21 protein-coding genes and 1 riboswitch are annotated in these 20,272 nt (G+C 61.6%); of the genes, 7 read left to right on the top strand and 14 right to left on the bottom strand.

The window, feature by feature from the left end; all coding sequences use genetic code 11:
- Positions 1-91 precede the first annotated feature (91 nt).
- Positions 92-451, bottom strand: coding sequence for a glycine cleavage system protein GcvH (gene gcvH, locus R3X27_RS06775; protein WP_317708279.1), 360 nt, complete (start codon positions 449-451; stop codon positions 92-94).
- Between the two features lie 14 nt (positions 452-465).
- Positions 466-1,575, bottom strand: coding sequence for a glycine cleavage system aminomethyltransferase GcvT (gene gcvT / locus R3X27_RS06770; protein WP_317708082.1), 1,110 nt, complete (start codon positions 1,573-1,575; stop codon positions 466-468).
- Between the two features lie 160 nt (positions 1,576-1,735).
- A riboswitch (glycine riboswitch) is annotated at positions 1,736-1,828 on the bottom strand.
- Between the two features lie 72 nt (positions 1,829-1,900).
- Between gcvT and R3X27_RS06765 the strand changes: the two genes are divergently transcribed.
- Positions 1,901-2,461: a gamma-glutamylcyclotransferase family protein gene (locus R3X27_RS06765; protein ID WP_317708081.1), complete on the top strand. Its 561-nt coding sequence runs from the start codon at positions 1,901-1,903 to the stop codon at positions 2,459-2,461.
- Here the strand turns inward: R3X27_RS06765 and R3X27_RS06760 are convergent.
- Both R3X27_RS06760 and R3X27_RS06755 read right to left on the bottom strand, forming a co-directional pair.
- A complete protein-coding gene (locus tag R3X27_RS06760; RefSeq protein ID WP_317708080.1) occupies positions 2,435-3,826 on the bottom strand; it encodes an MATE family efflux transporter in 1,392 nt (463 codons plus the stop codon). The two genes, R3X27_RS06765 and R3X27_RS06760, sit on opposite strands and share 27 nt — an antisense overlap.
- 131 nt (positions 3,827-3,957) lie before the next feature.
- Positions 3,958-4,290, bottom strand: coding sequence for a hypothetical protein (locus tag R3X27_RS06755; RefSeq protein WP_317708079.1), 333 nt, complete (start codon positions 4,288-4,290; stop codon positions 3,958-3,960).
- Positions 4,291-4,510: 220 nt separating this feature from the next.
- Here R3X27_RS06755 and R3X27_RS06750 point away from each other — a divergent pair, with 220 nt between their 5' ends.
- From R3X27_RS06750 to arsB, 4 genes are read left to right on the top strand one after another with little or no spacing between them, the layout of a single operon-like run.
- Complete coding sequence (locus R3X27_RS06750) at positions 4,511-5,368, top strand: metalloregulator ArsR/SmtB family transcription factor (RefSeq protein ID WP_317708078.1); 858 nt, start codon at positions 4,511-4,513, stop codon at positions 5,366-5,368.
- Between the two features lie 43 nt (positions 5,369-5,411).
- The gene (locus R3X27_RS06745; protein WP_317708077.1) at positions 5,412-6,422 is read left to right on the top strand and encodes an ArsJ-associated glyceraldehyde-3-phosphate dehydrogenase; all 1,011 of its coding nucleotides are present in this window, start codon (positions 5,412-5,414) and stop codon (positions 6,420-6,422) included.
- Complete coding sequence (gene arsJ, locus R3X27_RS06740) at positions 6,422-7,711, top strand: organoarsenical effux MFS transporter ArsJ (protein ID WP_317708076.1); 1,290 nt, start codon at positions 6,422-6,424, stop codon at positions 7,709-7,711. The genes R3X27_RS06745 and arsJ overlap by 1 nt, the downstream gene beginning before the upstream one ends.
- A 4-nt stretch (positions 7,712-7,715) precedes the next feature.
- Positions 7,716-8,726 (top strand): ACR3 family arsenite efflux transporter, encoded by a 1,011-nt coding sequence (gene arsB / locus R3X27_RS06735; protein WP_317708075.1) that lies wholly within the window; start codon positions 7,716-7,718, stop codon positions 8,724-8,726.
- 79 nt (positions 8,727-8,805) lie between these two features.
- Here arsB and R3X27_RS06730 read toward each other — a convergent pair whose 3' ends face one another.
- Positions 8,806-9,603, bottom strand: a complete 798-nt coding sequence (locus R3X27_RS06730; protein WP_317708074.1) for an N-acyl homoserine lactonase family protein — start codon at positions 9,601-9,603, stop codon at positions 8,806-8,808.
- Entirely contained in the window at positions 9,603-9,755 is a 153-nt protein-coding gene (locus R3X27_RS06725; RefSeq protein ID WP_317708073.1) for a hypothetical protein, read from the bottom strand. The genes R3X27_RS06730 and R3X27_RS06725 overlap by 1 nt, the downstream gene beginning before the upstream one ends.
- 99 nt (positions 9,756-9,854) lie before the next feature.
- Here R3X27_RS06725 and R3X27_RS06720 point away from each other — a divergent pair, with 99 nt between their 5' ends.
- Positions 9,855-10,874, top strand: a complete 1,020-nt coding sequence (locus R3X27_RS06720; RefSeq protein ID WP_317708072.1) for a Gfo/Idh/MocA family oxidoreductase — start codon at positions 9,855-9,857, stop codon at positions 10,872-10,874.
- Complete coding sequence (locus tag R3X27_RS06715) at positions 10,871-11,545, top strand: GntR family transcriptional regulator (RefSeq protein WP_317708071.1); 675 nt, start codon at positions 10,871-10,873, stop codon at positions 11,543-11,545. The genes R3X27_RS06720 and R3X27_RS06715 overlap by 4 nt, the downstream gene beginning before the upstream one ends.
- A 277-nt stretch (positions 11,546-11,822) precedes the next feature.
- On the opposite strand, the gene R3X27_RS06710 is transcribed toward R3X27_RS06715, so the two are convergent.
- The 8 genes from R3X27_RS06710 to R3X27_RS06675 form a co-directional block, all read right to left on the bottom strand.
- Entirely contained in the window at positions 11,823-12,812 is a 990-nt protein-coding gene (locus tag R3X27_RS06710; protein ID WP_317708070.1) for a type II secretion system F family protein, read from the bottom strand.
- 8 nt (positions 12,813-12,820) lie between these two features.
- Entirely contained in the window at positions 12,821-13,789 is a 969-nt protein-coding gene (locus R3X27_RS06705; protein WP_317708069.1) for a type II secretion system F family protein, read from the bottom strand.
- 11 nt (positions 13,790-13,800) lie between these two features.
- Positions 13,801-15,243 (bottom strand): CpaF family protein, encoded by a 1,443-nt coding sequence (locus R3X27_RS06700; RefSeq protein WP_317708068.1) that lies wholly within the window; start codon positions 15,241-15,243, stop codon positions 13,801-13,803.
- 33 nt (positions 15,244-15,276) lie between these two features.
- The gene (locus tag R3X27_RS06695; protein WP_317708067.1) at positions 15,277-16,527 is read right to left on the bottom strand and encodes a CpaE family protein; all 1,251 of its coding nucleotides are present in this window, start codon (positions 16,525-16,527) and stop codon (positions 15,277-15,279) included.
- 368 nt (positions 16,528-16,895) lie between these two features.
- Positions 16,896-17,216, bottom strand: a complete 321-nt coding sequence (locus tag R3X27_RS06690; RefSeq protein ID WP_317708066.1) for a hypothetical protein — start codon at positions 17,214-17,216, stop codon at positions 16,896-16,898.
- Positions 17,217-17,221: 5 nt separating this feature from the next.
- Positions 17,222-18,655 carry a type II and III secretion system protein family protein gene (locus tag R3X27_RS06685; RefSeq protein ID WP_317708065.1) on the bottom strand — a complete coding sequence of 478 codons (1,434 nt, stop codon included), beginning with the start codon at positions 18,653-18,655 and terminating at the stop codon, positions 17,222-17,224.
- 211 nt (positions 18,656-18,866) lie between these two features.
- Complete coding sequence (cpaB, locus tag R3X27_RS06680) at positions 18,867-19,748, bottom strand: Flp pilus assembly protein CpaB (protein WP_317708064.1); 882 nt, start codon at positions 19,746-19,748, stop codon at positions 18,867-18,869.
- Between the two features lie 174 nt (positions 19,749-19,922).
- Complete coding sequence (locus R3X27_RS06675; protein WP_317708063.1) at positions 19,923-20,102, bottom strand: hypothetical protein; 180 nt, start codon at positions 20,100-20,102, stop codon at positions 19,923-19,925.
- Positions 20,103-20,272: the final 170 nt, after the last annotated feature.

Raw genomic sequence — 20,272 nt, 5'->3', positions numbered from 1 at the left:
CCGACCCCGCCCACAAGGAGCGGGGACGGCGCTGCCCGGCATGGGGGCCGGGCGGGGCAAGCTGAGCCCGCGCGCCCGGCAACCACGGATATCAGGCGATCAGGTCCTTATAGGCCGTCTCGTCCATGTACTCGTCGAGCTGGCCGGCATCGTCGATCTTCACCTTGAAGAACCAGGCCGCCCCTTCGGCATCCGCGTTCACCTTGTCCGGCGCATCGATGATCGTCTCGTTGATCTCGACCACTTCGCCGTCGATGGGGGCGGCGATATCGGAGGCGGCCTTGACGGATTCGATCACCACGACCTCGTCATCCTTCGAGACCTGCGTGCCGATCTCGGGCAGCTCGATATAGACGATGTCGCCAAGCTGTTCCTGGGCGTGGTCGGTGATGCCGACGGTGACGACATCGCCGTCGAGGCTCAACCATTCATGGTCTTCGGTGAATTTGATCATCTGTGGTTTCCTCAGCGCTTGTAATTGGAAGGACGGAAGGGAAGGGGGGTGACCTGGACGGGCAGGCGTTTGCCGCGCAGCTCGCCCCAGAGGCGGGTTCCGGGCTCGGCGAGGCGCGCGGGCAGGTAGCCCATGGCGATCGGATGGCCGACCGTGGGGCCGAAGGCACCGGAGGTGATCACGCCAACGGGCTCTGGCGAATTGTCATTTTCGAACAATTGCACGCCCTCTCGCATCGGTGCCCGACCCTCTGGCTTGAGCCCGACGCGGCGGCGGTCCTCTGGATCTGCTGCTCGAGACAGCTTCGGCAAGATCTTGCGGTCGCCGGGAAATCCACCTTCGCGGTCGCCGCCCGAACGGCGGGGCTTCTGGATTGCCCAGGTCAGGTTGGCCTGAACAGGGTCGGTCGATTTGTCGATATCATTGCCATAAAGGCACAATCCGGCCTCAAGGCGCAGGCTGTCGCGCGCGCCGAGTCCGATCGGCTCGACCTCTTCCATCGCCAGCAGGGTTCGGGCGAAATCTTCGGCACGGTCGAACTCGATGGAGATTTCGAACCCGTCCTCGCCAGAGTAACCGGATCGGGAGATCCAGACATTGCCCCAGTCGGAGGGGAACATGTCGCCCTCCATGAAGGCCAGCCGCTCGACGGCGAAGAGCCGCGCGAGGGCCGTCTCGGCAGCCGGACCCTGCAATGCGAGCAGGGCGCGGTCGGTGATCTCGACAATGTCGCTGCTGTGCAGGCCGGCTTTCATCAGCGCAATATCAGCGGCCTTGCAGGCGGCGTTGAGCACGACGAAGAGGTGCCCGTCGCGGCGGGTCACCATGATGTCGTCTTCTATGCCACCGTCCTCATTGGTGAAAAACGCGTAGCGCTGGCGGTTCGGTTTGAGCCCGCAGATCGATTGCGGCACCAACCGTTCCAGATCCAGCGCCGGGTTGTCGCCCTCCAGCAGGATCTGTCCCATATGGCTCACATCGAAAAGGCCGGCTGCCGCGCGCGTGTGCAGGTGCTCCTTCATCACGCCGAGCTTGTATTGCACGGGCATCTCATAGCCGGCAAAGGGCACCATTTTCGCGCCCAGCTCCAGATGCAGCGCATGCAGCGGCGTTTTCAGCAAGTTTTCCCCCAAAGGTCCCTCCGTCGTCTGTTCCGGCCGTCAGGGACTCCTGTCCGGCACCGTTCGCGACCGCAACGCGGTCTGCCCGATGCCCCCTCTGTCCTTTCGCCTGAGATCGTTATCCCTTCGGCGGGGGCGTCAGCCCCTCTCTCCAGAGTTTTTTCACCATGCGGTCCGTGCGCCTGAGAGTTTACCGGGGCGGTTGCTCCTTCGGCACCGGGTTTGAGGCCCGGATTCTCCCGACATGATGTGGAGTGGAGATAGCGAATGAAATTGCTCCCGGCAAGTCTTGCCTTCCGATGTGTCGCAGGCCACATCTCGCAACATGCAAGACAGACAGTTCTTTGGCTATGGTTCGCTGGTCAACCGCGCCACCCATAATTATCCGCGCACACGCCCGGCGCGGCTCGATGGCTGGCGCCGGGTCTGGGTGCATACCAACCTGAGACCCGTTGCCTATCTCTCTGTCGAGAAAGCGGAAAACGTCATCGAGGGGTTGGTTGCCGAAGTGCCGGGTGCGGATTGGGCAGCGCTGGATTCGCGGGAGCGTGCCTATGACCGCCACCCGATCCGCGCGGTATTGCAGGAATGCGGATCCGACGCCCAGGCCCAGGTTTATGCGGTTCCGGACAGCCACGCCGCCGCGCCCGATATCACCCATCCGGTGTTGCTGAGCTATATCGATACGGTGGTGCAGGGGTTTCTCGAGGTTTTTGGCGAGGCAGGGGCAAAGCGCTTTTTTGCCACGACGGCCGGGTGGCATGCGCCGATTCTGAATGATCGGGCCGCACCACGCTACCCGCGGGCGCAGGCCTGCGATGCCTGGGTACTCGCCTTCGTTGACGCCCATCTGAGGGCGCTAGCGGCGCAGGTGCACGAGGCTTAGCTGCCTCGCCTGCCGGGCGAAGGGCTCTTTCTCGGCGCAGGTTTCGCCGCGACCCATGATCCGCAACGCCAGAACGGCGGCGATGAGCGCGAAGGCGACGCCGCCGAGCGCCTGTCCGATCAACACGCCCTGTGCGCCCCAGAGCGCCCCGCCCAGCATGACGAAGGGAATGGTCCCGAGCGTGTTGCGGCCCCAGTTGATCCAGGTTGACCAGAGCGGCTTGCCGAGATTGTTGAAGGCGGCGTTGCTGACGAAGATCGCCCCGTTGAAGAAGAAGAACAGCGCCAGTGGACCGCAGAAGAGGTAGATCAGCTCCCGCGCAACACCTTCCGCCTCGAACAGCGCCACGATCGGGCCGCGCAGGGCGATGAGGATCAGGGTCATGCCGACCACGACAATGGCCGCGAACAGGATTCCGTCCAGCCAGGCGCGTCGGACGCGGTCGTGTTTCTGGGCGCCGAAATTCTGGCCGATGATCGGGCCGATGGCGCCAGAGAGTGCGAAGATCGTGGCGAAGGCGACCGGCGACATCCGGGCGACGATCGCCATGCCGGCCACGGCCGCCTCGCCATAGTCTGCCATGGCGCGGGTGACATAGGCCTGTCCGATGGGCGTCGCCATCTGGGTTGCGATGGCGGGGCCAGCTATGGCGAGAAGAGGCGCGAGCGCCTGTCGCATATGCGGCAGGGTTGGGCGGCAGAGCCCGCCATGGTGGCGGAAGATGGGGTAGAGCGCTGCGGCGGCAATGGCGATCCGGGCGCAGAAGGAGGCCATTGCCGCACCGGTCAGATCGAGATCGAGGCCGAAGATCAGGATAGGGTCGAGCACGGCGTTGACGCCCGCGCCCCAGATTGTCGCCATCATCGAGCGACGCGCATCGCCATGGGCGCGCAGGATCGCGCCACCGACCATGCCGACCAGCAGGATCGGCAGCGAGGGGATGATGATCCGCAGATAATGCACGGACAGATCGAGAGTTTCTCCCGTCGCGCCGACCAGTTCCGCAAGCGTCCGGACATTGAGCCAGACCAATGCGGCGAAGGCGCTGCCGAAGAGCACGCCCCAGACCAGCGCTGTCGAGGCGCGGGCCCGGGCGAGCGTCTCGTCCCCCTCGCCAAGCGCCCGCGCGACAAGCGCTCCGGCGGCGATGGCCATGCCGATTCCGATGGAGGAGGTGAAGAAGAGGATCGCGCCGGCATAGCCGACCGCCGCCGCCAGTTCCGCCTTGCCCAGCATGGAGATGAAGACCATGTCGATGAAGTCGACGAGGAAGACCGCCATCAGCCCGACCGAGGAGGTCAGGGTCATCACGGCGATGTGGCGGAACAGGTTCCCCTTGAGGAATACGGCTTCCTGGCTGGCCATGGCGACTCCTTGTGGCAAACGCCCGTTGGTCAGCAATTACCCACTTTGGCCGAAAATGACAGTCCGCCCCACCGCACAGTTGCGCCGCGCAGCTGTGCATCCCTGTCGGACATTGGTGTTTCTTGACCGGTTCAGTTGTCGGTCGGGCAGGCGTATTTCTCGAAGATCCAACCCTTCGGCCCGGAAAAACTCTGATCCGCCAGCCCGTCAAGCACGATCACTTCGCGCCAGCCGTTCTCAGCATATGGCTCCAGCGTGTGGAGATAGGTGTTGGGGCCAAGCTTGCCCAGACGCGGGCAATTGCTCGCGCCGCAGCTGCGCAGGGCGAGGAAATTGTCACCCTGCGGATCCAGTCCACAGGTCACCAATACTTCGCCGCTATAGGCCTGAAGGCTTGTCGCGCTGCAAAGAAGCGCACCGGCGATCAGATTCGGATATGTCGCGCGTCGTTTCAAGGCGGTCATTGGCTTTTCCCGATCCGGCGCATTTCCCGTGAAGACGGAAGCGCAGGCGGGGAACAGGGTCAATCTGGCGTATTGTCAGGGCGGGTACGCCACGTTCCGGCGCGCCCCTTCCATCAACGTCGATACCGACACGCAAATGTCATGCATTCATGACAAGTCTCGCCCGGAACACCGCGACGGACAGTTGACTCCCGATAAACACTTCAATAATTCATGAAATATGGAAAAGATAAGCGCAACCACGGCCTTTTTCGCCCTCTCCCAGGAGACCCGCCTGGATATTTTCCGCTTGCTGGTGCAGTCGGGAGAGCTGGGGCGGACCGCCGGGGAGATCGCTCAGACGCTCGACGTGCGTCAGAACACGTTGTCCAACAATCTAGCGGTTCTGCTCAAGGCGGGGCTGGTGGCGCGCGCGCGCGAAGGGCGCAACATCCGCTACACCGCCAATACCGAGACGATCCGCGACTTGCTCTCCTTCCTGCTGGAAGGCTGTTGCCAGTCGCGGCCAGACCTTTGTCACCCCCTGATCGAACGATCCGCCAAGCTCACAGAGGCTCCCATGGCTCAGGAAACCTATAACGTCCTCTTTCTCTGCACTGGCAACTCCGCACGCTCGCTGATGGCCGAAGCCATCATGAACCGCGAAGGGCTGGGCAAGTTCCGTGCTGTCTCGGCCGGCTCCATGCCGTCGGAGAACGGCCCGCACCCTTATGCGGTCGAGCTGCTGGAGAACCTCAACCACGACACATCCGGGACCCGCACAAAGTCCTGGGCCGAATTCGCCGGCGCGGAGGCTCCCAAGCTCGATTTCGTCTTCACGGTCTGTGACAAGGCTGCCGCCGAGGTCTGCCCGGTCTGGCCCGGCCAGCCGATGAGCGCGCATTGGGGCGTGCCGGACCCGGTCGCCACGTCCGGCAACGAAGCGGAGAAACGCCTCGCCTTCGCGCAGACCTACGGGATGATGCGCAACCGGATCTCGGCCTTCACGAGCCTGCCGCTCGAGACGCTCGACAAGTTTTCCCTGCAAAAGCAACTCGATGAGATCGGCCAGATCAAGGATCTCGGCACCGATCTCTAATCCTTCTACATGAAAGGCCGAGACCGGCCAAAGGAACCTCCTCATGACGAAAATCGCGATAAACGGCCTCGGTCGGATGGGCAAGCTGGCCATGCGTTCCTTCTTCGATCAGGGCATAGAGGGCGAAATCGTCCTGCTCAACGATGCCGTCGGCGACCCGGAGCAACACGCGCTGCTGCTGGAATTCGACACGGTTCATGGCCGCTGGCTGGCGGACATCTCTCATGACGAGGGTTCCATTGCCATTGACGGGCAAGAGATGCGGTTGACCTGCGAGACGCGCATCGAGGACCTGCCGCTCAAGGAGATGGGCATCGACGTGGTTGTCGACTGCACCGGTGTCTTCAAGACCGGCGAGACAGTGCAGCCCTATTTCGATGCAGGGGTGAAGAAGGTCGTCGTCTCTGCGCCGGTGAAAGACGGCGGTGCGGTGAACCTCGTCTATGGCATCAATCACGACATTTACGACCCGGAGGCGCACAACCTGATCACGGCCGCCTCCTGCACCACCAATTGCCTCGCGCCGGTGGTGAAGGTCATCCACGAAGGGCTTGGCATCAAGCATGGCTCGATGACCACGATCCATGATGTGACCAACACCCAGACCATTGTCGACAAGCCTGCCAAGGACATGCGTCGCGCCCGTTCGGCGCTGAACTCGTTGATCCCGACCACGACCGGCTCGGCCACCGCGATCACGCTGATCTATCCGGAGCTGACGGGTCGGCTGAACGGCCATGCCGTGCGCGTGCCGCTGCTCAATGCTTCGCTGACCGACTGCGTTTTCGAAGTCGAGCGGGAGACGACCGTCGAGGAGGTCAACGCGCTGTTCAAAGCGGCCTCAGAGGGTGAACTCGCAGGCATTCTTGGCTATGAGACCCGGCCGCTGGTCTCCTGCGACTATCTCAACGATGAGCGCAGCGCGATCATTGATGCGCTCTCGACGATGGTCGTGAACGGCACGCAGGTGAAGATCTACGCCTGGTATGACAATGAATATGGCTATGCGTTCCGGCTCGCCGATGTGACCCGCCTCGTCGTGGACAGCCTCTGATGACCGGCCCGGCCCGTTCCGACATCTCGAAACAGGGCCTCCCGGCCTATATCGCCGTGACCGCGGCCTATTGGGCGTTCATGCTTACCGACGGTGCGCTGCGGATGCTGGTGCTGCTGCATTTCCATACGCTCGGCTTCTCGGCCATCCAGCTCGCCTATCTCTTCCTGCTCTATGAGTTCATGGGCATGGTGACCAACCTTTCGGCGGGGTGGATCGCGGCGCGGTTCGGTCTGACATCGACGCTCTATGCCGGGCTGGGCATCCAGATCATCGCATTGCTGGCGCTGGCGGGTTTGAGCCCGGACTGGGCGCTCACAGCCTCGGTCATCTATGTGATGGGGGTGCAGGGGCTCTCGGGTGTGGCCAAAGATCTCGCCAAGATGTCCTCGAAATCGGCCGTAAAGCTGCTTGCGCCAAGCGAGGGCGACGGGCTCTTTCGCTGGGTAGCCACTCTCACCGGCTCCAAGAACGCGGTGAAGGGACTTGGCTTCCTTCTGGGTACGGTGCTGCTGGGCACGGTTGGCTTCACCGGTTCGGTAATTGCCATGGCGGTGGTGTTGGCGGCCATCCTCGCCGCCATTGTCGCCTATATGCCGGCGGGTCTGCCGCAGGGGACGAAAAGCGCCAGGTTCAAGGATGTCTTCTCAAGGAACCGCAATGTGAACCTGCTCTCTCTGGCGCGGGTCTTCCTCTTTGGCGCGCGCGACGTATGGTTCGTCGTTGGCATCCCGATCTATTTCTATGCCGTGCTGTCGGACGGCTCGGAAGCCGGCAACCGCATGGCCTTCTTCCAGATCGGCACCTTCATGGCGCTCTGGATCATCGCCTATGGTGCCGTTCAGGCCTGGGCACCGGGGCTGCTGAAAGCAAAAGACAAGACCACCGACCAGATCGTCGCTTTGGCGGTCCAATGGGTCGGCGTCCTGACCCTGATCCCGGCCGCGCTCGCCCTCTGCGCATTGATCGCCGGGGAGCCGGCGCCCTGGTTTACTCTAACGCTTATTGCCGGTCTTATGGTCTTCGGCTTCGTTTTTGCGATCAATTCCTCGCTCCATTCCTACCTTATCCTCGCCTTCACGCGAGATGACCGGGTAACGATGGATGTGGGCTTCTACTACATGTCCAACGCCGCTGGCCGGCTGCTCGGCACGCTGCTCTCGGGCCTCTCCTACCAGCTTGGCGGCTTGCCGTTGACGCTTGGCACGGCTGCGTTGATGGCTTTGCTCTCCTGGCTTTCAGCGCGGCGTCTGCAATCGATCGCGCCATCTCCCGCTCGACAAGGATAACACCATGAGCCGTTTCGAACGTTACCTCTCCATCTGGGTCGCACTGGCCATGGTCGCGGGCCTCATCCTCGGCAATATCGCGCCCGGCCTCGTCCAGTTCATTGCGCGCGCGGAGGTCGCATCGGTCAATCTCGTCGTCGCGGTGCTGATCTGGGCCATGGTCTACCCGATGATGGTAGGCGTCGACCTCTCTTCAATCAAGGACGTCGCCAAGGCACCGCGCGGGTTGGTCATAACGCTGGTGGTCAACTGGCTGATCAAGCCCTTCACCATGGCTTTCCTCGCGGTGCTCTTCTTCGAGACCATCTTTGCGCCCTGGATCGCGCCGGAAGATGCTTCGCAATACATCGCCGGTCTGATCCTGCTGGGGGCGGCGCCGTGCACGGCCATGGTCTTCGTCTGGTCCAATCTCACCAAGGGTGACCCAAACTACACGCTGGTGCAGGTTACGGTGAACGACCTGATCATGGTCTTCGCCTTCGCCCCGATCGTCGCCTTCCTGCTCGGCGTGACCGACATCACGGTGCCTTGGGAGACACTTTTGCTCTCGGTCGTTCTCTACATCGTTCTGCCGCTGGTGGCCGGCATGCTCACCCGTGCCAAGCTCGGCTCGGAACAGGCGATTGACGCCTTCAAGGCCAAGGTCTCGCCTTTCTCGGCGGTTGCGCTGACGGTGACGGTGGTGATCCTCTTCGCGCTGCAGGCCGAGACCATCGTCTCTCGACCGACGGTGATCGTTCTGATCGCAATTCCGATCATCCTGCAGAGCTATACCATTTTTGCGTTGGCCTATGGCGCGGCCTGGCTCTCGAAAGTGCCACATCGCATCGCCGCGCCTTGCGCGATGATCGGCACGTCGAACTTCTTCGAGCTTGCCGTCGCGGTGGCCATCAGCCTGTTCGGGCTGGGCTCCGGGGCGGCGCTGGCCACAGTGGTCGGCGTGTTGGTCGAGGTGCCGGTGATGCTCTCACTTGTGGCTTTCGCGAATCGGACTCGGGACCGATTCCCGGGCTGAGAAACCGGCGGCTCGAAGTCGGTTGAGAGAGACTGGATCTGAGCGCGTTGCGACCGGACAATCCGTCCGCTGTCCAACCTCAGAAGGGCAAAGGCACCGCAGGCCCGAGATCCAGCCGGTTGATCCAGCCCGCCAGCGCATGGCGCGGGAAGAGATCTCGCACCAGCGGATCATGCCCCGGAATGAGCAGCCCCTGGTGCGACGCCAGGCCCTGAATCGTCTCGAACCCTTTGAGCATCTCCTGGGGATCGGCGACAATGGGGAAGAGCTTCCCCGAAAGGGCATTCTCGTAGTAATGCGCCGCGTCCGAAGCGAGGCAGAGCGCGCCCGCATCCGTCTCCACCCGCACTGCCTGCAACCCGCGCGAATGGCCACCGATCCGGTGAACCGTGACCCCCGGCGCGACTTGTCCGAACCCGTCGTAAAACACCACACGCCCGGCATAGACCCGCTTCACCGCCTCGCAGATATGATCGGCCGTGAACGGATGCCGCATCGCCTCATGGCACATGCAGGCGCCGGTGGCATAGGCCATCTCGACCTCCTGGATGTGCAGCTTTGCATTGGGGAAAAGATGCAGCCCGCCGGCGTGGTCGTAATGCAGATGGGTCACGATCAGCGTATCCACCGCGTCCGGGCGAATATCGAGTGGCGCCAACGCCTCCACCGGATCCATACGGATCGGTCGGTCGCGCCGCGCGCCCTCGGCCGAGTCGTATCCGGTATCGACGAGGATAGTCCGTGTGCCGTCCTGCAGCACCCAGATGAAGTAGTCCATTGCGTGCGGCGCGGTCGGGTCGGCGTCGAAGAGGAAGGAATCGGCGCGGGTCCGTGCATTCCGGTCGGCATATTTGACCGCGTGAACCTGCCAGCTCATCACCACACCTCCCGGAACGCCATGTCGGGGCTTCGTGCCAAATTGGGCGCGCGCATGCCGTCGCGATACAGGCGCTGCTCCGGGGGGCGACGTTGCAGGAACATGTCGAGCCTCGCGATTTGACGTCGAAAACTGTCGGTGTCGGCAAACATGGTCTGGCCTCCTCGGGCGTTCTTGCGACATGCATCCGGTTGGCCTAGGCTATGTATGCATTGGGGGATGCGCAAGCAGGGATGCAAGGGAAAGCAAGGATGTCTTTGACTGCCGCCGTTCTGGGGGCTGGCTACTTCGCCGGTTTCCATCACGAGGCCTGGGACCGGATGGAGGGCGTCACGCTGATCGGTGTCGCCAACCGGACGGTGGACAAGGCGCGCGCGACGGGGTTTCCGGCTTTTGCCAGCCTGGAGGCGCTGTTTGACGCCGTCGGTGTGCCCGATATCGTCGATGTGGCGACGGCGCCCCGGACCCATGTCGCGGCGGTGCAGACGGCGCTTGCGGCGGGCTGCCGGATGATCATCTGCCAGAAGCCCTTCTGCGACGATATCGATCAGGCGCGCCAGTTAACCGAGGACGCCGCTGCCGTAGGGGCCCATCTCGTGATCCACGAGAATTTCCGCTGGCAACCCTGGTACAGGGCGCTCAAGGCAGCGATGGACCGGGGCGATATCGGAACGTTTCACCAGGGCAATTTCCGCATGCGGCCGGGCGACGGACAGGGGCCGGGCGCCTACCTGGATCGGCAACCCTATTTCCAGACCATGCCGAAATTCCTCGTCCATGAGACCGCGGTGCATTGGGTCGACACGTTTCGCTGGCTCTTTGGTCCGGTCCACGCGGTCTATGCCGACCTGCGTCAGATGAACCCGGCCATTGCAGGCGAGGATGCAGGCTATATTCTGTTCGATCACGGGCAGGGGGTTCGTTCCGTCTTTGACGGCAACCGCCTGCTCGACCACAAGACTGAACATCACAGGCTGACCATGGGTGAAGCGTTGATCGAGGGGACCGGGGGAACGCTGCGCCTGAAGGGCGACGGCTCGGTCTGGCTTCGCAAGTTCAAGTCCATGGAGGAAACGGCCGTGTTGGCCCCCTATACGGGCGGGCGCTTCGGCGGCGATTGCGTCTTCCGGCTCTGCGAACATGTCGCGCGGTTCCTGCGGGGCGAGGGCGTACTGGAGAACACGGCGCGCGACTATCTCAAGGTGCTTGAGATGGAAGAAGCGATTTACAAGTCATCCGAGACTGGGTGCCGACAGGAAGTGACCCCATGAGTGCAGCGCCGAAGTCGAAATCGAACACAGTGAAGGCGCAGGACACGCTGCGGGAAATGATCTTCTCGGGAGACCTTTTGCCGGGCTCGACCTATCTGGAGGCGGAGCTGGCGGAACTGCTGGGTATGTCCCGCACCCCGGTCCGCGAAGCGGCGCTGCGGCTGGAGGCGCAGGGGTTGCTTGAAGTGCGGCCGCGTCACGGTGTCCGGATAACGCCCGTCGCGCCGTCCGACATGGAGGAAATTTACGAGATCCTGACCGAGCTGGAGGGGCTCTGCGCGGAAAAGGCAGCCGATGCCGGGCATTCGGAGGAAGAGGTCGCGGCGCTGGAAGAGGCGATCCGGCATATGGACGAGGCGCTGGCCGCGGAGGATCGCGAGGCCTGGGCGGCGGCGGATGAGGAATTCCATTCGGCACTGATCCGGTTGGGTCACAACCGTCGGGTGGAAGTTATCTGTGCGATGTACAACGACCAGGTGCGGCGGGCGCGCGCGGTGACGCTCTGGCTGAGGCCGTTGCCGACGGAATCGAACGAGGCTCATCGGGCTGTCTGCAAGGCGATCCGCAACTGCGACGCGGAAACTGCCGGACGGCTTCATCGTGCGCATCGTCGAGAGGCGCGTGTGCTTCTGACCGAATTGCTGAAGCGACACGGCTTGCGGAACGTTTGATCCGGCACGGGTCAAAGGTCTTCAGCAAAGGCGGCTTGAAGGAGGCGTGGTCTGCCCGGGAGCGGTTTGCCGGTCCGCAATCCTTTTGCAGCGTGCAGCTACACTCGATCGTCCAGACACGACCTTGCGGTTCGGTTTGGTCAGAGCGGGATGCACCTAGGGATACATACGATACAGTTGTGAAACGGGCGTTCACCTTGTTCCGCTGACAGGAGACCGGCCCTAAAAAAACCGCGCGGAGTCCCGCGCGGCATTTTCTCTTCCGGGGGCTTGCGCGTCAGAGCGCGCCAGCGTTGAGCGTCGTGTAAATCGAGTAGACCGAGGGGCCAATGAGGATGATCAACAGAGGCGGAACTGTGAACATCATCGTGCCAAGGGTCAGCTTTGTCGGAAGCACGTTTGCCTTTTCCTCGGCCCGCATGACGCGTTTGTCCCGCATCTCGCTGGCATAGACACGAAGCGCCTCAGCGATCGATGTGCCGAAACTGGCCGACTGGATCAACACAGTTACGAAGGAGGCGACGTCCGGCACGCCACAGCGCTCTGCCATGTCCTTGAGAACCTGGATCTTGTCTTTGCCCGCTTTCATTTCATGAGCAACGATCTCGAACTCATCCGCCAGTGCGGGAAAGCCCGCGCGCAATTCCTTGCTGACGCGAATGATGGATTGCTCCAGCGACTGACCGGCTTCGACGCAGACCAGCATCATGTCGAGCGAGTCCGGGAAACCATTGGTGATCTCCTGTTGCCGTGTTTGCAGACGCCTGCTGACCCAGTATTTCGGGATGTAATAACCGATGGCCCCGGGAATGATGATCGCCAGGATGAGCTGCTGGGTTGAGACTTCGCCGGTTGTCGAACTCACGATCGCGTAGAGGACGCCCAGCAAGAGGAAGCCAACCCCGAGGATGAACTGTGCAGCGTGAAAGGTCCGGACGGCGGACTTAGAGCGGTAACCGGCCTGCAGCATGGTCAGCCGGGCGGTCGACATCTCCTCTTCGTCCTGCGGTTCGAGGAAGTTGGCGTATTTGTCCAGCTTGTTGGAGCCGCGACCATGGCGCAGAGCCTTCTTCTTGTTGCCATCGTCCTCGAGTGCCGACGCGCGGTTCTGTGCCTTGAGCTTGTCGAGTGGATCGACCTGCTTTCTAAGGAAGATCGGCAGGGTCAGCGCGATAAGAAGCATGCCGAGCACACCCACGGCATAAAGCGGGCCCAACTCTCCGAATTCCGCGATCAACCACTCATTTGCTTGGGACAGAAATTCCATGAACCACCTCAGACCTTGATATTGACCATGATCTTCATGAAGACCACGTTGACAAACAGGAACGCCCCCACGGCCAGGCAAGCCGGAATGAAAGCGGCGGTCTCCTTCACGTCGTCATAATAATTCGGCTGAATGACGTTGATCGTCACCAGTGCGAGAATCGGGAAGACTGACAGGAACATCCCCGACCACTTGGCTTCTGCCGTGATCGCTTTCACCCGGCGAAACAGCTTGAACCGTGCGCGGATAACCTTGGCCAACCCGTCCAGAATCTCCGCGAGGTTACCACCCGACTGCTGCTGGATGGTCACGGCAACGGCGAGAAAGCGCAGATCCTGCATGTCCATCCGTTCGGCCAGTGACTTCAGGCTCTCGGAAATCTCACGCCCATAGGCGCTTTCGTCTGCAATGACACCAAATTCGGACCCCAGCGGGTCTGCCACTTCGCGTGCAACGATATTGACCGCCGAGGAGAAGGGGTGGCCGACGCGCAGGCTTCGGACCATCAATTCGACCGCGTCCGGGAGTTGCTCTTCGATCAGGGCAAGGCGCTTCTTGGCCTTGTTGTTAACCCACATGTAGACTGAACCAACCCCCATGGCGATGGCGACGACGATACGAACCGGCAGCCCGGCAGCCGTGCCGATCGTCAGCCCGACAAAAGCGACCGCACCCAGAACCATCATCACCAGGATGAGTTGGCGCGGGGAGAAGGCGATATTGGCCTTTTGCGCCTTGTCGGCGAGGATCGAGTAAAGCGGAATGCCGCGCGCATTCATATGCTGCGTCATCTCCTTGCGGAGCTGTTCGAGCACCTCCTCGCGTGCTCCGCCCTTCTCGAGCAGTTCGAGACGTCGGTTGACCTTGGAGTTGAGGCTGATCGATTTGCCGAAGGCGGTGAGGTAGATACCCTCGACCAGCACAAGGACGGCAACGAAGATCAGGCCATAGATGATCGGTTCGGCAGAAATTGTCATTGGCGACTCCGTCAGTCCACGATCGGTTCATAAATTGCGGCGGGCAGATCGTAGCCCCATTGCTTGAACCGCTCGGAATGGAAGGACCGCACGCCGGTGGCGTTGAAGCGGCCCATGATCTTGCCGTCCGGCAGCAGGCCGAGGCGCTCGTAGCGGAAGACCTCCTGCATAGAGATAACCTCGCCCTCCATGCCCGTGATCTCCGTGATCGACACCATGCGGCGCGAGCCGTCCTGAAGGCGCGAAGCCTGCACAATAAGGTTCACGGCCGACGCGATCTGGGCGCGCACGGCCTTCAGAGGCATCTCGATGCCCGCCATGGCGATCATGTTTTCGAGACGGCTGACTGCGTCGCGGGCCGAGTTGGCGTGGATCGTGGTCATCGAGCCGTCATGGCCGGTGTTCATGGCCTGGAGCATGTCGATGACTTCCTCGCCGCGGGTCTCACCGACGATGATCCTGTCCGGACGCATCCGCAGCGCGTTCTTCAGGCAATCTCGCTGCGAGACCTGGCCCTTGCCTTCCACGTTGGCAGGGCGGCTCTCCATGCGTCCGACATGAGTCTGCTGCAGCTGGAGCTCGGCCGTGTCCTCGATGGTCAGGATACGCTCGGAATTGTCGATGAAGCTCGAGAGTGCGTTGAGCGTTGTCGTTTTGCCCGAGCCCGTGCCGCCGGACACAATGATATTGAGTCGGCAGGCGACGGCGGCCTGCAGATAAGCGGCCATTTCCTCGGTGAAGGCGCCAAACTTGACCAGGTCGTCAATGGCAAGCTTGTCCTTTTTGAACTTACGAATCGAGACCAGCGAACCATCCACGGCGATCGGCGGCACCATGGCGTTGAAACGCGAACCGTCCGCCAGACGGGCGTCGACATAAGGGTTCGACTCGTCTACGCGGCGGCCCACGGCGGAAACGATCTTGTCGATGATCCGCAGCAGGTGCTTTTCGTCCTTGAAGGTGATTTCCGAGACTTCCAGCTTGCCGGAACGCTCGACGAAAATCTGCTGCGGGCCGTTCACGAGAATATCGTTGACCGAGTCGTCCTTCAGGAGCGGCTCGAGCGGACCGAGCCCGGTTACTTCGTCAAAGAGATCCTGGTGCAGGGTCTGGCGTTCGTCCTTGTTGAGAACGACCGACATCTCTTCGAGACTCTCCGCAGTGATCGCGGCGATCTCGGCGCGCAGATCCTGTTCGGACGCTTGTTCCAGCGCTGCAAGGTTCAGGTTGTCGAGAAGCACCTTGTGCATCTCGACCTTGATCTCGCTCAGCCGATCCTTGCGTTTCTTCTCCTTGTCGGCAGGAGCCACACGGGCAGGGGCAGCGGTTTGCTTGGCCGGCGCGGTCTTGCGTGTCGCACGCTGTTGCTCAGCTGCCGGCGGTGCGGCGGTTTCCCCCCGCGCGGCTGGCTGGGCAGCTTGAGCATTTGCCTGTTTTTTGTAGCGTGAGAACATTATCCGGACCTTCGGTTAGGAACTGCGCCGAGCTCAGCCAGCGTCGGCTTCAGCGGCCATCAACTCGTGCAGGGAACCGGCCAGCTTGGCGATTTCCTTGCGCAGCGGGTTCTTGGCAGCGTTCTGCGACAGCGGAACGCCGTGATCGCAGGCCTGTGTGACCTGCCGCTGTCCATCCGGCAGCAGCAACTCGATATCGATATCGAGACTCTCGGCCATGCGCTTGACGCGCGCCTTGCCTTGCAGATCGGTGAAGCGGGGGGCGCGGTTCAGCGCGAAGCGCAGCCGCTCATAGGGCAGATCCTCGCTCTTGAGGAGCCGGATGAAGCGCAGCGCGTTCTGAGCCGAGCGCATGTCCAACTCCATCAAGGCGAAATAGACATGCGCCGCGTTGAGCACCGTTTCGGTCCAGGACACCAGGGTCTTGGGCATGTCGACCAGCACGATGTCGAAGCTTGAACGGGCGAGATTGAGCAGGGTCGTGATGTCATCCGGGCCGACAATGTCGAGCGGCAACATGTCCTTGGGTGCGGTTAGGACCTGGACCTTCTCACCGAAGGGCTGAAGCGAGGCGCGGAAACTGTCGAGATCGGCCGAGGCCGTGTCGGAGATCAGTTCGTAGACGATATCCTTGCGTGGAAGGTCGAGATAGGTCGAAGTCGTCCCCATCTGAAAATCCAGGTCGAGCAGGCAGACCGAGGGACCGTCTTTTTTCTGAACATTGGCCAGTTCCCAGGCGAGATTGACCGCGAATGTCGTCGCTCCGACACCGCCAGCCAGGCCGTGAACGGGAAGAATCACCCCATCGCGATCGCCTGTTGCGACCTGTTGGTGATCACCCTTGCCCGGCGCCGCAGGGGGCGGAGCAACCGGTTCGGGCGCGCGGAGGCGCTCGATGGCTTCGTGCAGCGCACCTTCGGGGAGTGGGTAGGGAAGGAAGCCGTCTGCTCCGAAATTGAGCAACTGGTGCAGAACGACAGGACCGACATCCTGTGCAATCAGCAGTACCTTGACACCCTTGTCCTGCGCCAGATGGATCAGATCGCCAATCATGACGATCTCGCTCTCATCTTCGCTATCAATAGCAATTGCTATGAATTCCAAGGTGTTGGCATCCGGTTGCGCCAGAAATGCCGCCGCATCGGCAAAGCTCAGGTCACCCCAGCTTTCGCCAAGTTCGGCCTCCATATCCTCGATCAGGAGATCGAAATTCTGCACGTCGCGACTGACCGTGCACGCGGCCACGGGTGCGGGCTCTGGTTGCAATGCAGCGCTGCTGTTCATTCGACAATCGTCCTTCTCAGATGACGGGGCCGGTTCAAATCTCGACGCGGCCTCTTAGCCTTTGCCGGTTGCACCCGTCTCTCGTGCACACGTTTTGCACGCACTACTCCTGCACCTTGTTTGCCCGTTAATCCGGGCAAAAGTTGGGCCGGAATGTCGTCATCGTGCGGAAAGTGGCTCCTATTCTTGCCCAAATCAATCTCTGTTTCCAGAGCGAGGATAAACCGGGAGTCGTTAATATCTACGCCTTTGTCGCGGCAGAAACGTTTCTGAATGCGTCAAAATCGTGTTTTTCACGTAAAAATCGACGAAAAACGGCGCCTCCGGAGAGGCGCCGTTCGCAGGAATGTGATCGAGGTGTCGAGGCTTTACTCGTCGGACTCGAGATCCGCGTTGTCGATAGCGCCCGAGGTTCTCTCGGTCGCGCTTTCGACCGTCTCGCCATAGGCGAACATCGCGTATTTGCCGTCCTGAAGGCGTCCCGGGCAGCCCGAGGAGATCGGATTGCCGTATTTCGAGAAATTGGTTGGCGTGAGTTTGCGGCAAGTATGGGCGAGCTGGTTGTTCAGGGTCGCATTGCCGAAATCACCCTGGTCGAGAAAGGCGCCGGCCTCTTCGTTCCAGTAGGCACAGCCGCCCAGCATCAGGCTGGTGGTGAAGGCGGCGAGGGTGAGCGTCATGGATTTCATCTGCCTCACTCCATCACATAGCCATAGGAACCGGTGAAGTCCTGCCGGGCCACTTCGCCCGCACCGCCGGTTACGGGCCGGTTTGTCACGGCGGTGATCCCGCGCATGAAGAGTTGGTTCTCGCTCGGCGGTCGTACCCTGTCAGTGGGCAGCGCAAGCGCGTCGCCTCGGGTCGGCGTGACCAGGTGGGCGGAGACGATGATGACCAGTTCGGATTGGCCGCGCTCGTAATCTGCCGAGCGGAAGAGAGCGCCCAGAACCGGGATATCACCGAGCCAGGGAACCTGTGCCGAGAGATCCTGGAAGTCGTCCTGCAACAGGCCCGCGATGGCAAAGCTCTCGCCGTCGCGCATCTCAACCGTACTCTCGGTCTTGCGGGTCGCGAAACCGGCGATGGAGATACCCGAGTCGGTGTAGCTGATCGACGGGTCGATCTGGCTGACTTCGGCCGACAGCGAGAGGTTGATATTGTCGCCAACAACCCGTGGGGTCATATTCAGCACGATACCGAAAGGCTTGAACTCGACGGTGACGTTGCCGTCATCATCGGTGATCGGTACCGGGTATTCGCCACCCGCCAGGAAGCTCGCCGCTTGTCCCGACAGCGAGGTCAGGTTCGGTTCAGCCAGCGTGCGCACGAAGCCTTTCGACTCGAGCGCCTCGATCAGCACGGCGAATTCGACATCGCCAGCGCCGAAGCCCAGCTGGAACGCGCCTTCGGTTCCTTCACCCAGCGTGATGCCGGTGGAGCTGTCGCCATCGAAGAGGTTGGAGAGGTTGCTATCACTCAGATAAGTGCCGTTGCCGCCATTGAAGCCGATATCGCCACCGCCGGCGATTCCGTTCACGGCCATCGAGAAACCGAGCGATTTGGAAACCGTGCGGCTCATCTCGGCGAAGCGCACTTTCATCATGACCTGCTGCGTGCCGCCGACCATGAGAAGGTTCGAGACACGGTCCGGGGCGTAGCGGTTGGCCAGATCCAGGGCCCGGTCGAGAGCGACGGCGCTGGTGACCGTGCCCGAGAGCACGATGCCGTCATTGGCGGGACGCACCTCGATCGACTCGCCGGGGAGCACCTCGCGCAGCCGTTCCTTGAGTTCGCCCACATCGGCGGTGACCTGCACCTCGACATTGGTGATCAGCGTGCCGTCTGGCGCCAGGAGCGTCAGCGTGGTCCGCCCCGGTGCCTTGCCCAGAACATAGATCGAGCGCTCCGAGAGCGTCGAGATGTCGGCAATTCCGGGATTTGCGATGGATAGTTCGGCGAAAGCTGCATCGCTTTCGACAACGACGGCGCGATTCATGGGCACCTTCAGCGCCCGCTGGATCGTGCCTCCGGAGACGCGCAGCGTTTCGGCATGCGCAAATGAAACGTGAGTGGTGCCGGCAATCGCGAGGCCAAGAAGACCCGCCCGCACAAGCGTCATGACTGTCATGGTGATCCTGCCTCTCGATCACATATGTTCGGCGGGTCTTATCGCCCGCATATTGGGACAGACTGCCCGCAAATGTGATTTATTGCAAGAATCAAGGTGTTGGCAGACGACATTTATGTAGTGAACCCGCAACACCATTTTGGCGCTGCGGGTTCGATTCTGCATAGTGTCTTGATTTGCAACGGCTTCGTTCCCGTCGCCTGAGACCCGTTTATTGCGGGCAGGGGATCTCCTGGACGATAACATCTGCGCCCCGACGGATCTTCGTGGTGCAGACGCGCTTTTCTTCGATCTCCACGGGTGCCTGATCGACAATGCCCAACAGCGAGCGCTGATCGACCTGGCTGACCTCGGCGACGGTGTCGTCTTCCGCGCCCACGAGCGACAGCGACAGTTTGCCGGAGGATTGTGCCTGGGTGAGCTTGGCGACCTGTTGCGGCGACGCTTCGACGGTGACGGTGCGGGCAATGACCGGCGTCGTGCGTGCAGTGTCGGCGATCTGGTCAACCGCGATCAGTTTCATGCTGGATTCGATCAGCTTGGTGATGTTGCCGCGCCGTTCCGCCGCTGCGGTGGCGCCGGTCCAGTAGACATCGACACGGTCCCCGGGCCGCAGGAAGCCGGACACGCCGGAGGAAACATCGACCCGGATCGCGAAGGCACGCATGCCCTTGCTCAGGCGCGATGTCAGCCCGGCATCCTCGCCGGGATCAGTCACCTTCTGCGCCAGCAGCGGTTCGAACTGGGTCATCGAGGTGATCACGAAGCGGTCGGGCATGCCTTCGGGAAAGAGAGCGTCGCTGCCCTGAACCTTGCCCTCGGGAAATCCGGTTGTGTCGCGGACAAAGGCACCCGTCGGCACGCTGTCCTTCTGCCACCGCATCCACTTGACGTCATCCCTGCCGAGAACCTGTCCATAGGCCTTGTCCGTCTGCACGACGACAAGATCAATCATCGGCGGAGACGCGGCCTGCGCGGCACGCAGCCGGTCGCGTTCGGCGCTCATCTCTTCCATGTAGGACTGTGCCATGTAGACGGCAAAGCCCGCCAGACCGATGCCGGCGATCAGGACCAGGGCGAATACCATTCGCATGAACTGTCCTTTCCTCTTACTTTTTCTTGTCGGTGCACAAAACGGGCACTGATCACTTCTGTTTCCAACCTGTTTCAGGAATGCGGCATTTGGATGACCGCAGCAAGGTTGGTGGATGACAAAGTCGCACGATTTAAGCGATTGTTCGAGAGGTGAAGACGGGTTGCCGCGGGTTTATTCGGGCCCGACTGGGCGTTCTGAGATGGTCGTGGAGAGCAGGTCCGATTTCTCTTCCATGCCGCCTGCGAGCAGGGATATCGCGGCGAGAGTCAGGGCGACGGCGCCGGCGGAAATCAGAACCCAGCTGACGGTCGCTTCGCCGGACTCGTCGCGGACGTAGTGATCAATCTTCATTTCAAAATGCACTCTGTTCCTTCCCGAACCAAACTGGCCCCACTCATCCAAACTTTTGGCGTCTCGCCAGTCGACCCTGGCTCAAGGAATCATGCCGCCGGATTATGTCAACCAAATGGTTAATTGTTTCTACTTGGGAAATGAAATGTTTCCACCAATGGAGTCCGTTC

Source organism: Tropicimonas sp. TH_r6 (assembly GCF_033101155.1).
Classification (GTDB): Bacteria; Pseudomonadota; Alphaproteobacteria; order Rhodobacterales; family Rhodobacteraceae; genus Tropicimonas.
The sequence above is the reverse complement of the archived record's forward strand: the minus strand, read 5'-3'. Positions and strand labels throughout refer to the sequence as shown.